Source organism: Salmonella sp. JXY0409-18 (assembly GCF_020268625.1).
Lineage (GTDB): Bacteria > Pseudomonadota > Gammaproteobacteria > Enterobacterales > Enterobacteriaceae > Salmonella > Salmonella enterica.
In genome coordinates this window covers 2675445-2690382 of the sequence record NZ_CP084216.1, presented here as the reverse complement: position 1 = coordinate 2690382, position 14938 = coordinate 2675445, and the positions used below count along the sequence as shown (strand labels likewise).

The 14938-nt window shown below is 52.4% G+C and carries 20 protein-coding genes; 7 read left to right on the top strand and 13 right to left on the bottom strand.

The window, feature by feature from the left end:
* Positions 1–9: 9 nt before the first annotated feature.
* From LDB27_RS13090 to mdtH, 10 genes are all read right to left on the bottom strand, one after another.
* The gene (locus tag LDB27_RS13090) at positions 10–585 is read right to left on the bottom strand and encodes a YceI family protein (protein WP_000739886.1); all 576 of its coding nucleotides are present in this window, start codon (positions 583–585) and stop codon (positions 10–12) included.
* Positions 582–1154: a cytochrome b gene (locus tag LDB27_RS13085; protein ID WP_001159789.1), complete on the bottom strand. Its 573-nt coding sequence runs from the start codon at positions 1152–1154 to the stop codon at positions 582–584. The genes LDB27_RS13090 and LDB27_RS13085 overlap by 4 nt, the downstream gene beginning before the upstream one ends.
* Before the next feature lie 262 nt (positions 1155–1416).
* Positions 1417–1530 (bottom strand): YceO family protein, encoded by a 114-nt coding sequence (locus LDB27_RS13080; RefSeq protein WP_001253282.1) that lies wholly within the window; start codon positions 1528–1530, stop codon positions 1417–1419.
* 40 nt (positions 1531–1570) lie between these two features.
* A complete protein-coding gene (gene solA, locus LDB27_RS13075; protein ID WP_000872763.1) occupies positions 1571–2689 on the bottom strand; it encodes an N-methyl-L-tryptophan oxidase in 1119 nt (372 codons plus the stop codon).
* 112 nt (positions 2690–2801) lie between these two features.
* Complete coding sequence (bssS, locus tag LDB27_RS13070) at positions 2802–3056, bottom strand: biofilm formation regulator BssS (RefSeq protein ID WP_000414441.1); 255 nt, start codon at positions 3054–3056, stop codon at positions 2802–2804.
* Between the two features lie 289 nt (positions 3057–3345).
* Positions 3346–3591 carry a DNA damage-inducible protein I gene (dinI, locus tag LDB27_RS13065; protein WP_001217763.1) on the bottom strand — a complete coding sequence of 82 codons (246 nt, stop codon included), beginning with the start codon at positions 3589–3591 and terminating at the stop codon, positions 3346–3348.
* Between the two features lie 73 nt (positions 3592–3664).
* Complete coding sequence (gene pyrC, locus LDB27_RS13060; RefSeq protein ID WP_000126586.1) at positions 3665–4711, bottom strand: dihydroorotase; 1047 nt, start codon at positions 4709–4711, stop codon at positions 3665–3667.
* 103 nt (positions 4712–4814) lie between these two features.
* A complete protein-coding gene (locus tag LDB27_RS13055) occupies positions 4815–5375 on the bottom strand; it encodes a lipoprotein (protein WP_000713057.1) in 561 nt (186 codons plus the stop codon).
* A 124-nt stretch (positions 5376–5499) separates the two neighbouring features.
* Complete coding sequence (gene grxB, locus LDB27_RS13050) at positions 5500–6147, bottom strand: glutaredoxin 2 (protein WP_000780893.1); 648 nt, start codon at positions 6145–6147, stop codon at positions 5500–5502.
* Between the two features lie 63 nt (positions 6148–6210).
* On the bottom strand, positions 6211–7419 hold the full coding sequence (gene mdtH, locus LDB27_RS13045; protein WP_000092174.1) for a multidrug efflux MFS transporter MdtH: 1209 nt from the start codon (positions 7417–7419) through the stop codon (positions 6211–6213).
* Between the two features lie 236 nt (positions 7420–7655).
* Between mdtH and rimJ the strand changes: the two genes are divergently transcribed.
* From rimJ to murJ, 4 genes are all read left to right on the top strand, one after another.
* On the top strand, positions 7656–8240 hold the full coding sequence (rimJ, locus tag LDB27_RS13040; RefSeq protein WP_000468204.1) for a ribosomal protein S5-alanine N-acetyltransferase: 585 nt from the start codon (positions 7656–7658) through the stop codon (positions 8238–8240).
* Between the two features lie 35 nt (positions 8241–8275).
* Complete coding sequence (locus LDB27_RS13035; protein ID WP_000873043.1) at positions 8276–8923, top strand: YceH family protein; 648 nt, start codon at positions 8276–8278, stop codon at positions 8921–8923.
* Between the two features lies 1 nt (position 8924).
* Positions 8925–9848 carry a Gfo/Idh/MocA family protein gene (locus LDB27_RS13030; protein WP_001259733.1) on the top strand — a complete coding sequence of 308 codons (924 nt, stop codon included), beginning with the start codon at positions 8925–8927 and terminating at the stop codon, positions 9846–9848.
* A 303-nt stretch (positions 9849–10151) separates the two neighbouring features.
* Positions 10152–11687: a murein biosynthesis integral membrane protein MurJ gene (gene murJ / locus LDB27_RS13025; protein WP_001537775.1), complete on the top strand. Its 1536-nt coding sequence runs from the start codon at positions 10152–10154 to the stop codon at positions 11685–11687.
* 81 nt (positions 11688–11768) lie between these two features.
* On the opposite strand, the gene flgN is transcribed toward murJ, so the two are convergent.
* The 3 genes from flgN to flgA all read right to left on the bottom strand — a co-directional run bounded on the left by flgN (position 11769) and on the right by flgA (position 13240).
* On the bottom strand, positions 11769–12191 hold the full coding sequence (gene flgN, locus LDB27_RS13020; RefSeq protein WP_000197547.1) for a flagella biosynthesis chaperone FlgN: 423 nt from the start codon (positions 12189–12191) through the stop codon (positions 11769–11771).
* A gap of 4 nt (positions 12192–12195) precedes the next feature.
* The gene (gene flgM, locus LDB27_RS13015) at positions 12196–12489 is read right to left on the bottom strand and encodes a flagellar biosynthesis anti-sigma factor FlgM (protein WP_000020893.1); all 294 of its coding nucleotides are present in this window, start codon (positions 12487–12489) and stop codon (positions 12196–12198) included.
* Between the two features lie 91 nt (positions 12490–12580).
* The gene (gene flgA / locus LDB27_RS13010; protein WP_001194086.1) at positions 12581–13240 is read right to left on the bottom strand and encodes a flagellar basal body P-ring formation chaperone FlgA; all 660 of its coding nucleotides are present in this window, start codon (positions 13238–13240) and stop codon (positions 12581–12583) included.
* A 156-nt stretch (positions 13241–13396) separates the two neighbouring features.
* On the opposite strand from flgA, the gene flgB reads away from it, so the two are divergent.
* Genes flgB through flgD form a run of 3 tightly spaced genes read left to right on the top strand, consistent with a single transcriptional unit; the run spans position 13397 to position 14931 of the window.
* Positions 13397–13813: a flagellar basal body rod protein FlgB gene (gene flgB, locus LDB27_RS13005; RefSeq protein ID WP_000887043.1), complete on the top strand. Its 417-nt coding sequence runs from the start codon at positions 13397–13399 to the stop codon at positions 13811–13813.
* Positions 13814–13816: 3 nt separating this feature from the next.
* Positions 13817–14221 (top strand): flagellar basal body rod protein FlgC, encoded by a 405-nt coding sequence (gene flgC, locus LDB27_RS13000; RefSeq protein ID WP_001196448.1) that lies wholly within the window; start codon positions 13817–13819, stop codon positions 14219–14221.
* Positions 14222–14232: 11 nt separating this feature from the next.
* Complete coding sequence (gene flgD / locus LDB27_RS12995) at positions 14233–14931, top strand: flagellar hook assembly protein FlgD (protein ID WP_000020450.1); 699 nt, start codon at positions 14233–14235, stop codon at positions 14929–14931.
* The last annotated feature ends 7 nt before the right edge of the window (positions 14932–14938 follow it).

Below are 14938 nucleotides of genomic sequence, written 5' to 3'. Positions count from 1 at the left end.
CGCCAGGCGTTACTTCTGCTGAACGCCTTCTACTGAGATGATAAGCTCAACCTCTTGTGAGGCCGGGCCGAGATCGGTAGTTATATTGAAATCTTTCAGCTTAATTTTTCCTTCGGCCTCAAAGCCCGCGCGTTTACCGCCCCACGGATCGTCGCCCTGGCCCATCAGCTTCGCTTCCAGCGTCACCGGTTTAGTCACGCCATTGAGCGTCAGATTGCCGGTAATATCCAGTTCATCGCCCTCTTTTTTCACGCTGGTAGAGGTGAAGGTTGCCTGCGGGAATTTCGCAACATTAAGAAATTCCGCGCTACGCAGGTGTTTGTCACGTTCGGCATGGTTAGTGTCGACGCTATTGGTGTTAATGGTCACGTTCACTTTGTCTGCCGACGGATTTTTTTCGTCAAAAGTGAACGTGCCGTCGAAATCTTTAAAGGTGCCGTATAGCCAGCTGTAGCCCAGATGCTGAATGCGGAAATTGACGAACGCATGTTGGCCTTCTTTATCAATTTTATACTCCGCCGCCACGGCGGAACCGGTCGTGAATAACAAGGATGCGAGGGTGAATCCCAGCAGGTTTTTTTTCATTTTTGAGCTCCATAGTCAGATGACGACATTCCTGTCATACGTTTCAGTGTGTCGTCTTTATCGATGAAATGGTGTTTTAGCGCCATAACCCCATGCGAGAGCGAGATAATGACCAGCGACCAGGCAAACCACAGATGCAGCGTTCCGGCGATGTCAGCCTGCGCGCCCGCGTCCGTAAGCGTGGCCGGAATCTCAAACCAGCCAAAGACGCTAATCGGTTTACCATCGGCGGTGGAAATCAGGTAGCCGCTAATGATTATTGCAAAGAGCAGGAGATACAGGAGAAAATGACCCGCGGCGGCGCCAGCGCGCGTTAAACGGGAATAGCTGGTCAACGCAACGGGCGGCGGAGAATAAAGCCGCCAGATAATACGCACGATCAGCGCCATCATCAGTAACATGCCAATACTTTTATGTATTTCCGGTGCCTGGTGATACCAGCCGTCGTAATAACTGAGCGTGACCATCCATAAACCCAACGCAAACATGCCATAGACCACCAGGGCGGTCAGCCAGTGGAGCGCGGCGGAAACCACGCCATAACGCTGTGGAGTATTTTTAAATTGCATAAACACACCAATGAATATTTCACGAGAGAATGAAAATGGCGTGGAAAAGCGCCGAATGCAACTTATAAATAAGAATTTGAATGATATTTATTTTTATTTCAATAATTTTGATGTTGTTTGCGGTTCAGCTTCAGAAGTTTCGAGATATTTCCCCCTGATAACCGCGCAACGGCAGGAACTGGCATTATTGCCGTGCTTCAACGTTATGAAATAAAAAGTGAGGAACTTTCAGGAAGTGTCAGTTAACGTCAGTGAAAAGCAATCAGAAGAAAAGGAGATAAACAATATCCATCACCGCCAGCAGCGACCAAAGAATAACGTAAAGCATGAAATGTTCGCGAATATTATTCATCAGAAAATGAAAGAGACGACGCATAGCTTACCTTAATAAACAGCCCCTTTACGGGGCCGACAAATTATTGGCTAAAACGGGAAAGCCGGAACGGCGTCAGATCAAAGGAGGGCGTTTTTCCCAACGCAAAATCCGCAGCGATTTCTCCTAACACCGGGGCGAATTTAAAACCATGTCCGCTGAGTCCAGTGATGACAAGCGTATTCTCATGGCCAGGCAGCGTATCGATAATAAAATCCTCGTCCGGCGAATTATCATAGGTACATGCCGCCCCATGTAAACAACCGCCGATACCCGGCAGTACATTACGCAAGAAAGGAAATGCTTCCGCGCCATCGCTGGCAACGGCGGCAAAGGGCTTGCGCTCTTCCGGAGCCTGTATTAGCTGTCCGCCATTGTGTTTGCCGATTTTTAACTCGTCGTTCTCCGCCGGGAAGCCGTAATATTGATCGCCGTTGGGCATTTCGCCGGTAAAGGCCGGAAAGCGGTTTTTAGTACTGTAACGTCCATCCGCCTTAAACCAGGCAAAAACTTTACGTACGGGCTGAACGGGCAGCTCCGGTACCAGCGCTTTGACCCAGGTGCCCGCGCTAATCAGCGCTTTGCTGGCGTGGTAGCAGCCTTCACTCGTCTCTATCGTCACACCGTTATCATCATGGTGAATATGGCTTACCGGGCTGTTGAATAGCTGTGCGCAGCCTGCTTCTCGGGCCAGACGAAGCCATGTGGTAATGGCTAATTCGCTGCGCAGGAAACCGGAGTCAGCTTCAAACAGCCCGATATAATTATCGGGCACGCGAATTTCCGGCCAGCGCGTCATGAGGGCCGTCGCGTCCAGGCGCTCGACGTTCAATTGCCACTGTTGCGCGCTTCGTGCGACGTTGGCTAAGAAAGCGGAATCGGCCGGTCCGAGGTTGACGACGCCGGAGCGGACAAAAATAGGCTCTTCATTGTGTGTGGAGAGTTCATCCCAAAGCGCCTGGGCGCGAAGCACCAGCGGGACATATTTTTCGCCTTCACCATAAGCGTGGCGGATAAGACGGGTATCGCCGTGGTGGCTGCCCTGTTGATGAGGCGGCATATGCGCATCGGTCATCAGGACCTTTAGCCCGGCGCGGGTGGCGTAATAACCAGCGGCGGCGCCAACCGAACCGCTGCCGATAATAATAAGGTCGTATTTCATCAGCTTCTCTCTGCTATCGCGATGATTTCAGGGTAAATAACTGCGCTGAGATATACAAGCCAGAAATAAGTGAGGCACCTTACGGTGCCTGAGAGAGGGGGAGCGCGTCACGCTAATGGCGACGATACTCGTTTTCCTGGTAATCACCTGATTCTATTTTGGCGATGCCGGCTTCTAATATTGAAATAAATTGCCTGGCTACATCTGTCGTTAACCAGAGCGTTTGACCAACTTCAGTCCCTTCCGGTTCCGGACGATTTGGGGTCTGGTAGTGCAAACGCAGCATCAGCGCATCATAGCTATCGACGGTGCTGATGTCCCATCCTACAAGCGGATGGGTCTGAATGACTTCATTATTCTTTTCCATCATGCCCCCCTGGTACGTGTTATAAGACAACGGTTCTCGAGGTTCAATGCGTGTTTTTCTTCTGAAGCAACTTCAGTATACCAATTAATAAGGCTATTCACTGCGTTTTTAAAGAGACCGGAGGATAAATTTCTCTTTTTAAGAATTATATGAACAATAAAGCGGCAGTTCATTCATATTTTTTTAGGATGTTGTGCAATTATTTTGACGGTCAGGCGAAATATTCATCAGTTGCGCAAATAAAAAAGCCGGGGCGACCCGGCAAACATACATCACTGCATATCATTTTTTATTCATTGATGAACCAGTCATCAGCGCTCTCCCAGGTCTCCTGGAGAATCTCGCTAATGCGTTCTTTGTCCTCTTTTGATGCGCCAATGACGGACAAGTTGTTGGCGGTAGCGTAACGTACGGTGACGTTACCCAAGTTCTCAGGAAAATGATGGCTAATACGACGGGAGAGTTCGCCCGCCAGCGCATCAATCGCACCGGCAGGCAGAGGTGACGTTTTGGCTATAGTGACTTCAATACGCATAATGGCCCCCTGTTGAATATACTGGATATATATACAGTTAAATCCAATATATAGCAACAAGTAAGCGCATTTTTTATTTTTTTACTGACCAGCGTACTGTTTCACCCGCTAAAAAAGGCACCAGCGAATCATCAGCCAGCGCGATATTTTCCGGTATCTGTTGTTCATCGCGAACCAGTTCCACCCACCCCGTATTCACTGGCAGGCCATAGAATTGCGGGCCATTGAGTGAACAGAACGCTTCAAAGTGCGCCAGCGCGTTCATTTCCTCAAACACGGCGGCATAACTGCCAAGGGCGGAGGGGGCGTTGAAACAACCAGCGCAGCCGCAACTGGTCTCTTTACGATGACGTGAATGCGGCGCTGAATCCGTCCCCAGGAAGGCGCGCGTAAAACCACTGGCAACCAGTTCGCGTAACGCCTGCTGGTGAATATTGCGTTTCAGAATCGGCAGACAGTACAGGTGAGGACGAATGCCGCCAACCAGCATATCATTACGGTTAAACATTAAATGTTGAGGCGTAATGGTAGCCGCCAGGTAGTCGTTGCCGTCACGGACATACTGCGCGGCATCTTTGGTCGTGATGTGTTCAAAGACCACTTTAAGCGCGGTCAGACGCTGGCGTAGCGGTTCCATTACGGTGTCGATAAAACGCGCTTCGCGATCGAAGATATCAACATCCGCATGGGTCACCTCACCGTGGACCAGTAATGGCATTCCGAGTTTTTCCATCCGCTCCAGTACCGGCATGATAGCGTCGACTGACGTTACGCCATGACTGGAGTTAGTGGTGGCATTGGCCGGGTAAAGCTTAGCCGCAGTAAACACGCCTTCATGGAAACCACGCTCCAGTTCATCGGCATCGAGCGAATCCGTTAAATAGCAGGTCATTAACGGCGTGAAATCATGCCCGGCGGGCACCGCATCGAGAATACGCTGGCGGTAGGCGATCGCTGCATCAACGGTCGTGATGGGGGACGCCAGGTTCGGCATCACGATAGCGCGACCATAAATTTCGCTGGTATAGGGTACGACCGTTTTTAACATGTCGCCATCGCGAAGGTGAACGTGCCAGTCGTCCGGGCGGCGGATCTTTAAAACCTGGGATGGTGCAGTCATTAATAAGCTCCGGCTGAGGAATAGTCTTTTTGCCGGAAACAAAGGATAAGCGGAAACGTTTTCGTTTGCACGTAAAAAAAGGGCGCGAGCGCGCCCTCCGAAATCAATTGGTGAAAGGAATAACGATTTCACCAGGTTTAACTTCAATGCCTTTCGCGAGTTTCTTCGCTAACGCTTCGCCTTTACTGCTGTCCTCACGCAACACGTAAGCGGGCCGCTGGTTAAAGTAGCTACGTAAAGACTGATTTAAATAGGGCAGGAGCGTTTGTAGCACCGATTGCATTTTCTCCGGCGTCACGGTGGCGTCTACTACTTCCATCTCCTGAAGATAGATGGCGCCTTTTTCTTTATCAAAGACCGGCAGGGCTTTTAGCTTGAGTTTCATCGTCGCTTTTTGACTGCCAAACAGGGAATTCATATCCAGCCTGGCATCGCCAGTAAGGGTGACTTTATTAGGCTCTTCCCGACCAATCTGGCTGACAAGGTTAGTCAATACGATATGCGCGTCGGCAATGCCGGGCAGACCAATATCTTTTGAGAAATTATTCCGTTTTTCAAGCGCTTGATTGATTTCTTGTTCGCTAATGGTGTATTGCGTAAGTTGATTACAACCCACTAACAGGCCGCTAACTACCAGCGCAGCGGCAAAAAAAAACTTTTTCATGGCGTTCCTTAGCATGTTGCCTGTGCCCTAATCTTGACACAAAGCAGCATGTCGCGCCAGCGGACATGGCGCCACTAGAAAAAGCTGAAAAAGGCGGCAAGAAAGGGTTGCCGCCTGGCGGGCGTTAGATAGCCATTGAGGAGAGTAAATTAATTTGCGTCTGCTTTGCCATATTATCGCGATAGTCCGCGACTTTTGTCGGCCAGTGAATACCGGCGACCAGCGTCAGATTACGCAGAAGCGGAAACAGATGAATATCATCTTCCGATAATTCGCCGTTAACGGCGTTAGGCTGTACGATGAGTTTATCCAGCAAACGTAAATCATCGCCGATCTTTTTAATCAGTCCGGCAGAGTGCGCAAGATGGTTGTCAAAACTGCCAGATGAGGCTTCTTTTTTGCGGATAAAATACTGGCGCGCCGCAGGGGTAGAAAATTCATCGAAAGCGGATTTTGCAAATCGCGGCAGCAGTAGCTGATTAACGTAACCGTTAACTTTGCGCAACCACTCCTCAATGGCTGGATTGCGTTTCCCGGTTAACAGCGGTTTGCCGTCGAGGTTGTCGACATAATGTACAATATCCATACTTTCAGGAAGGTAGCGACTATCATCCTTTTGCAGGATGGGCACCATCTTTTGACCAATCATCCGGGTGGGCGTCGCCTCGTCGTCATTTTGTAACACGTTAAGTTCAACGGGGATGTTCTTCAGGCCGAAAATCATGCGGGCTTTAACGCAGAAAGGGCAATGATCGTAAATATAAAGCTTCACGTTTCTCCTCCATTTGACTGTCGGTTCCTGACCAGTATGGAGGAGATAGCGACAGGTATCAAATCAGGCGCCGGGTTCCAGCATCCGGCGCGGCGTGCGTTTATGACTAAATTGCCAGCCTAAAGCCAAAAAGGTGATAAAGCCGATAATACCGAGCATCATCCACGGTAGTTCAGGCTGCGCAAGCGCTTTACCCATATCAAACAACCAGCCGCCGCCGATATAACCAATCGCGCCGCCAATGGCTAATCCCAGACGGCTAAAGCCCATATAGCTTCCCCGCGCCCTCGCGTCCGCGAGCGACGCGCTGAGCGTTTCGCGCGCCGGTTCGGCGATAACCGAGCCGATGTAGAAAGCGCAAATAAGCGTAAAAAGCTGTTGTAAATTGCCCACCATCCCGATGGGGATCATGCTCAGCGACATGACGAGTAAACCAGCCATCAGCCGATGCTCCAGCCGAAAACGCTTTTCGCTCCAGCGGGCAATCGGGTAGAGCAACGTCAGCGAGAGACACGCTTCGATAGCGTACATCCATTTCACGGCAGCAGGCGAACCGGCGATATCGTTTACCATAATCGGCAGCATTAACATGACCTGTACCGCCAGCATATAATAGCCCGCCAGCGTCAGCACGTAGGTGACAAACCTTTTATCGCTCATGACGCGGCGCATTCCTTCACGCACCGGCGTTCTGACCGTTGATAGCTTCCAGGCCGGAAGCAGCCATGCGTTGAAAAGGGCGCATAATATGAACAAAATAGCGCCCGTCGCGCAGACCAGGCGAAAATCGTATTGTAGCAACCAGCTTCCCAGCAGCGCGCCAATCACCGCACCCGCGCTGTCCTGCATCATCAACAGAGAGAAGAAGCGGCCCCGTTGCTCCGGACGAATTAATTTGACCACCAGCGCTGAGCGCGGCGGGTCGAAAAGCGTACCGCCGAGACCGGAAAGAAAGCAGGAAAACCACAAGAGCCAGGGCTCATGCGCGATACCCATAGTGGCAAAGCCGGCGGCGCGCATCAGCATACCGGTGACAATCATCGGTTTCGCGCCAAAGCGATCGGCGATGGCGCCGCCAAAAATGCCCAGACCTTGTTGAATAAACTGGCGCAGGCCGAGCGCGATCCCTACCATTACGGCAGCCCACCCCATTTGATCGACAAAGCGAATAGAGATGAGCGGGAAGACGACGAAAAAACCCAGCACCACTAACATGTTATCGATGAGAAGAAAATATTTACCCAGGTTCCTCGCCTGCGAGACGCGCGACATTTCCCCTCCCGGGAAATAAAAGATGAGCGTCTTCTATTCTGCGGCGGCGTTTCGTTTTTTCCTACCGTTAGCGGGACAATATTTTTTTATCAAAAGTCCTTTTTAATCGAGAGTTTTCATCAAAATGTGGCAGCAATTCAAAAAATGACGATTTGCGCTTTTCACAGAGCCTGGTTGCGCAGGTATAGTAATGTTACTGGCGTGCTGAAGACGTTACAGGAAGGAGTAGGTATAGAATGTTTGGCTATCGTAGTAACGTGCCAAAAGTGCGCTTAACCACCGATCGTCTGGTGGTACGTTTAGTGCATGAGCGTGATGCCTGGCGTCTGGCCGATTATTACGCGGAAAATCGTCATTTTTTAAAACCCTGGGAACCGGTCCGTGATGAAAGTCATTGTTATCCTTCAGGATGGCAGGCGCGTCTGGGAATGATCGGTGAATTTCACAAACAGGGCTCCGCCTTCTATTTCGCGCTACTTGATCCGGAAGAAAAAGAAATTATCGGCGTGGCGAATTTTTCCAATGTGGTGCGCGGTTCTTTTCATGCCTGTTATCTGGGCTATTCCATTGCGCAAAAGTGGCAGGGGCAGGGGCTGATGTTTGAAGCCTTAACCGCTGCGATTCGCTATATGCAGCGCACTCAGCATATCCACCGTATCATGGCGAACTATATGCCGCACAACAAACGTAGCGGCGCGTTGCTGGCGCGGCTTGGCTTTGAAAAAGAAGGCTATGCGAAAGATTACCTGTTGATTGATGGACAATGGCGCGACCATGTCCTGACGGCGTTAACCACGCCGTTATGGACGCCGGGGCGTTGAGCGGCTTACGGAATGAGAGGCAAAGGGAGAAAACGATGAAATATGAATTAACCGCCACTGAAGCGCGAGTGATTGGCTGTCTGCTGGAAAAGCAGGTGACAACGCCGGAACAGTATCCGCTTTCCGTCAACGGGGTGGTGACAGCCTGTAATCAGAAAACCAACCGTGAACCGGTGATGAACCTGACGGAACAAGAGGTACAAGAACAACTCGATAACCTGGTGAAACGCCACTTTTTGCGTACGGTCAGTGGGTTTGGCAATCGCGTCACCAAATATGAACAGCGCTTCTGTAATTCCGAATTTGGCGATCTGAAACTTAGCGCGGCGGAAGTGGCGCTCGTCACTACGCTGCTGCTGCGCGGCGCGCAAACGCCCGGCGAGTTGCGTAGTCGGGCGTCGCGGATGCATGAATTCAGCGATATGGCGGAAGTTGAATCCACGCTGGAACGGCTTGCCAGTCGTGAGGACGGCCCGTATGTCATCCGTCTGGCGCGTGAACCGGGTAAGCGCGAAAGCCGTTATATGCACCTTTTTTGCGGCGACGTCGATGAACTGTCTCTCCAGACGTCTGCGCCGGAAAGTGCGTCGGGCGATCTTCAGTCGCGCGTCGAAGCGCTGGAAAGCGAAGTGGCGGAGTTAAAGCAACGGCTGGATTCTTTGTTAGCTCACCTGGGAGAGTAATGTGAGAACATTACGGATTGGCATTGTCGGATTAGGCGGTATTGCGCAGAAGGCCTGGCTGCCGGTATTAACCAACACCGCCGGATGGACGTTACAGGGCGCCTGGTCTCCTTCGCGGGATAAAGCCTTACGTATCTGCGAAAGCTGGCGCATACCGTATGTGGATTCGCTGGCGAATTTAGCGTCCGGCTGCGATGCAGTCTTCGTCCACTCCAGTACCGCAAGCCATTATGCCGTGGTCAGCGAACTTCTCAATGCCGGCGTCCATGTTTGCGTGGATAAGCCGCTGGCGGAAAGTCTACGTGATGCCGAACGGCTGGTGGCGCTGGCGGCGCAAAAAAAATTGACGCTGATGGTTGGCTTTAATCGCCGTTTCGCGCCGCTGTACCGCGAACTGAAGACGCGCCTCGGTACTGCGGCGTCACTGCGTATGGATAAACATCGTACCGATAGCATCGGGCCGCACGACTTACGTTTTACTTTGCTCGATGACTATCTGCATGTCGTGGATACCGCTCTGTGGCTGGCGGGCGGCGAGGCGCGCCTTGCCAGCGGCACGTTGCTCACCAGCGAGTCCGGCGAAATGTGCTATGCGGAACATCATTTTTCCGCCGACAAACTACAAATTACTACCAGTATGCACCGGCGCGCCGGAAGTCAGCGTGAATCGGTCCAGGCCGTCACCGACGGCGGGCTGTATGACGTAACGGATATGCGTGAATGGCGCGAAGAGCGCGGGCAGGGTATTCTCATCAAACCCATTCCGGGTTGGCAAACGACGCTTGAACAGCGTGGTTTTGTCGGATGCGCGCGACATTTCATTGACTGCGTACAAAATCAGACGGTTCCGGAAACGGCGGGGGAGCAGGCGATTTTGGCCCAGCGCGTCGTGGAGGCGCTGTGGCGGGACGCCATCAGCGAATAATCCTCTGTAACATCTGGCGGTAGTAATTCATCGTAATCCAGGTACTATACCCTCAATAATTCGAGTTGCAGAAAAGCTAACGCACATGCAACTCGAAGTATGGCGGGTATATATGCCCACTCTACATAATACCTCTTTTCACAGTGAATAATGGCAAACCGTGGGGAGTCTGTAAGGCCTGATAAGACGTTTTAACGTCGCCGTCAGGCGCGGTGATACAGCCGGATACGGCAGAAGTTGCGTTATCCGGTCGATGGATCAGCCATGCAGGAGTTTTACGCCAGGGTCTGGAATACAAAAGAAATGAATTTATTGAAATCGCTGGCTGCTGTCAGCTCGATGACTATGTTTTCACGCGTGTTGGGCTTTGCCCGTGATGCGATTGTCGCCAGAATTTTTGGCGCAGGGATGGCGACCGACGCCTTTTTTGTGGCGTTTAAACTCCCCAATCTACTACGCCGGATCTTTGCCGAAGGCGCTTTTTCTCAGGCCTTTGTGCCTATCCTGGCGGAATATAAGAGCAAGCAGGGTGAAGAAGCGACGCGGATCTTTGTCGCTTACGTTTCCGGCCTGTTGACGCTGGCATTGGCCGTCGTGACGGTGGCCGGTATGCTGGCCGCCCCGTGGGTGATTATGGTAACCGCGCCGGGTTTTGCCGATACTGCGGATAAATTCGCGCTGACGACGCAACTGCTGCGGATTACGTTTCCCTATATTCTGCTGATCTCGCTGGCTTCACTGGTTGGCGCCATTCTCAACACCTGGAATCGCTTCTCCATTCCCGCTTTTGCGCCGACATTTCTTAATATCAGCATGATCGGTTTTGCATTATTCGCCGCGCCATACTTTAATCCGCCGGTGCTGGCGTTAGCCTGGGCAGTCACCGTCGGCGGCGTGCTGCAACTGGTGTATCAACTTCCGTATTTGAAAAAGATCGGTATGTTGGTGCTGCCGCGCATTAACTTTCGCGACACCGGGGCGATGCGGGTGGTCAAACAGATGGGGCCGGCGATTTTGGGCGTATCCGTCAGTCAGATCTCCCTTATCATCAATACCATTTTTGCCTCGTTTCTGGCCTCCGGCTCGGTCTCATGGATGTACTATGCCGATCGGTTGATGGAGTTCCCGTCCGGCGTGCTGGGCGTGGCATTGGGGACCATCCTGTTGCCGTCATTGTCGAAAAGCTTTGCCAGCGGCAATCATGATGAGTACTGCCGCCTGATGGACTGGGGGCTGCGTTTGTGCTTTTTACTGGCGTTGCCGAGCGCGGTAGCGTTAGGCATTCTGGCGAAGCCGCTGACGGTCTCGCTGTTTCAGTACGGTAAATTCACCGCCTTTGATGCGGCAATGACGCAGCGGGCGTTAATCGCCTATTCGGTGGGGCTGATTGGCTTGATCGTCGTAAAAGTGCTGGCCCCGGGCTTCTATTCTCGCCAGGATATTAAAACGCCGGTGAAAATCGCCATCGTGACGTTAATCATGACGCAGTTAATGAACCTGGCGTTTATTGGACCGCTGAAACACGCCGGGCTGTCGCTCTCTATTGGTCTGGCGGCATGTCTCAATGCGTCGCTGCTGTACTGGCAACTGCGCAAACAGAATATCTTTACGCCACAACCGGGCTGGATGTGGTTCCTGATGCGTCTGATCATTTCCGTACTGGTGATGGCCGCCGTATTGTTCGGCGTGTTGCATATTATGCCGGAGTGGTCGCAAGGGTCGATGCTATGGCGTTTGCTACGTTTGATGGCGGTAGTGATCGCGGGTATCGCGGCCTATTTCGCCGCGCTTGCCGTGCTGGGCTTTAAAGTGAAAGAGTTTGTTCGCCGGACGGCGTAAATTCAGTGCCTGATAGCGCTGTGCTATCAGGCCTACAAGGCATTCAGGCCGGAAAGGCGCAACGTCGCCATCCGGCACTGATTAGATAGAAATTTTTTTACCGCCGCGGTGAGAGACGGAAGTCTGACCGTCAGCCCCGTACAAGGTCGGCTCCTGGTGAGGTTTCAGCACCTCCAGCGCCTGTTGATTACGCTCAATTTGCCCTTCCAGTAGCCAGCCGTTGTGCTGGTTGAGGTCGCGAAGATGCTGCGTTTTTTCGGTAATCGCCTGCCAGCGCTCTGCAATGTCATCGTTTGCGCTACGCTGCGCGTTCTGCTCCAGACGGCGCTGTTGTTCCAGATAATCCAGCGTCGCCAGCAACGAGCTTTTTTCTTCTGTAATACGCTGTAGCTGGCTGCCGTTAATCTGGCCTACGGAAAGCTGTTGTTGCTCGGCGTCCATCACCGTCTTCAGGTCATTCAGGACGGTGGTCATCTGGTCAAGTATTTCTGACAAACGAGTCATACGCTTATTTACTCTGTAAGTAGCTCTGCGCCTCGCGAATGAGCGAGTCTGCTATTTTTCCCGTATCCATTTTTAACTCACCGTTACGGATAGCTGTTTTTAATGCTTCGACGCGTTCCATATTAATGTCGCTGACGCCTGGCTGCATGAGCTTCGCTTGCGCGTCGCTTAACGTTACGCTGGCGCTCGTCGCGGCGGACGTTTTTTCCTGACGCGTTTTTTGTACCGGCGTATCGCTGGTTTCGCGCGTCTGGACAGTGCTAACGGGTTTCAAAGGTGAGGTACGGTCAATGCTCATTTATTTATCCTCATCGAGGGTTACGTTGTAGCGGCCAGCTACCATCATGGTTGAATATCTCATCGGCAGCCGCGACAAAATCTTTACACAATTATAGGTTAATAAGAATATTCCCATCAGAATCGACGGTTCCACTCACGATTTGACCCGATGTCATGCGCACGCGCGCATTTTGCGCGACGGCGGCATTATTCATCGCCTGACCTTCCGCATTGACGCTAAACCCCTCGCCATTGGCGATGACCTGTACTCGTTGCCCCGCTTTGACGCGCCAGGCCTGACGTATCATCGTAAGCTGTACCGGCTGCCCAGGAGCGAGATCGCGCAAACTGACGGCATCCTGAATCTGACGGATATCCAGTACCGTCCGCGGCGGTAACTGATCCAGCCTGCCACGTTTTAGCGTGACGTTGGCCGGCGTCAATTTTCCGCCGCGCGCGACGGGCGCGGCAACGGCGACATAATTGCCGGTCGCTTGCACATTCACCTGCAAATAACGTTTTTCATTGGCGCAGCGCGCCACCACATTGACGTTGCCCCACAGCTTCGCGCTGCCCGTCATGCTGAAGGCTGGCTGCTCGCAGCTCGGCAGCAGATTAGGCGATGAACGGAGCGTGACAACCACCTCATCGCTGAAGCCAGCCAGACGCTGGGAAAACCACGTGGTCAATTGGGCGTTGATGTCCTGCGCCATTGTCAGGGGGCTGAACAGCAAAGCCGCCACGGCGAATCCTCGTTTTAACGTTTGCATGGTACTTCCCCCTGGTTGATGTCATGACAGGATTCTACCCGTGTGAAGCAAGCATCAACGCAATAAATAGCGACGCATTTTGCGTTTATTCCGGCGATAACGCGCGCGTGAAGGCATTTAAGCTGTCGGCTGAATTTTGCCATTTGCGGAGGAGATATGCTCGACAGGCTCGATGCCGCCTTACGATTTCAGCAGGAAGCGCTAAATCTGCGCGCGCAACGTCAGGAAATATTAGCGGCGAATATCGCCAATGCCGATACGCCGGGGTATCAGGCGCGCGATATTGATTTTGCCAGTGAGTTAAAAAAGGTGATGGTGCGTGGACGGGAAGAAACCGGCGGCGTCGCGTTAACGTTGACTTCCTCTCACCATATTCCCGCTCAGGCGGTCTCTTCTCCCGCAGTGGATCTGCTTTACCGCGTACCCGATCAGCCTTCTTTGGATGGTAACACCGTAGATATGGACAGGGAACGTACGCAGTTTGCGGATAACAGTCTCAAATATCAGATGGGGCTTACCGTTCTGGGTAGCCAACTCAAAGGCATGATGAATGTGCTACAGGGAGGAAACTAATTCGTGGCGCTGTTAAACATTTTTGATATTGCCGGATCGGCGCTTGCCGCGCAGTCCAAGCGGTTGAACGTTGCGGCCAGTAACCTGGCGAATGCGGATAGCGTCACCGGCCCGGACGGACAGCCTTATCGCGCCAAACAGGTGGTTTTTCAGGTGGACGCCGCGCCGGGTCAAGCCACTGGCGGGGTAAAGGTCGCCAGCGTGATTGAAAGTCAGGCACCGGAAAAGCTGGTTTATGAGCCAGGCAATCCGCTGGCGGACGCTAATGGTTACGTCAAAATGCCCAACGTCGATGTGGTCGGCGAAATGGTTAACACGATGTCAGCCTCGCGCAGCTATCAGGCAAATATCGAAGTCCTGAATACCGTAAAAAGCATGATGCTTAAAACGCTGACATTAGGCCAGTAAAGGAGGCGCGTATGTCTATTGCCGTAAATATGAATGACCCGACCAACACGGGCGTCAAAACGACGACCGGCAGCGGGTCGATGACCGGAAGCAACGCTGCCGATCTGCAAAGCAGTTTCCTGACCTTACTGGTCGCGCAATTGAAGAACCAGGACCCGACTAACCCATTACAAAATAATGAGTTAACGACACAGTTGGCGCAAATCAGTACCGTGAGCGGCATTGAAAAACTGAATACGACGCTGGGGGCTATTTCCGGGCAAATCGATAATAGTCAGTCCCTACAGGCGACCACGCTGATTGGACATGGCGTTATGGTGCCTGGCACCACAATTCTGGCGGGTAAAGGCGCGGAAGAAGGGGCCGTGACGTCCACGACGCCGTTTGGCGTGGAATTGCAACAGCCTGCGGACAAAGTGACGGCAACCATTACCGATAAAGATGGCCGGGTGGTACGGACGCTGGAGATCGGTGAGTTGCGAGCCGGGGTACACACCTTTACCTGGGATGGTAAGCAAACGGACGGAACAACGGTACCGAATGGTTCTTACAACATTGCGATTACCGCCAGCAATGGCGGGACGCAACTGGTGGCGCAGCCGCTGCAATTCGCTCTGGTACAGGGTGTGACGAAGGGCAGTAACGGCAACCTGTTGGATCTGGGTACCTACGGCACCACCACACTCGACGAAGTTCGGCAAATAATCTAAGCCCTTA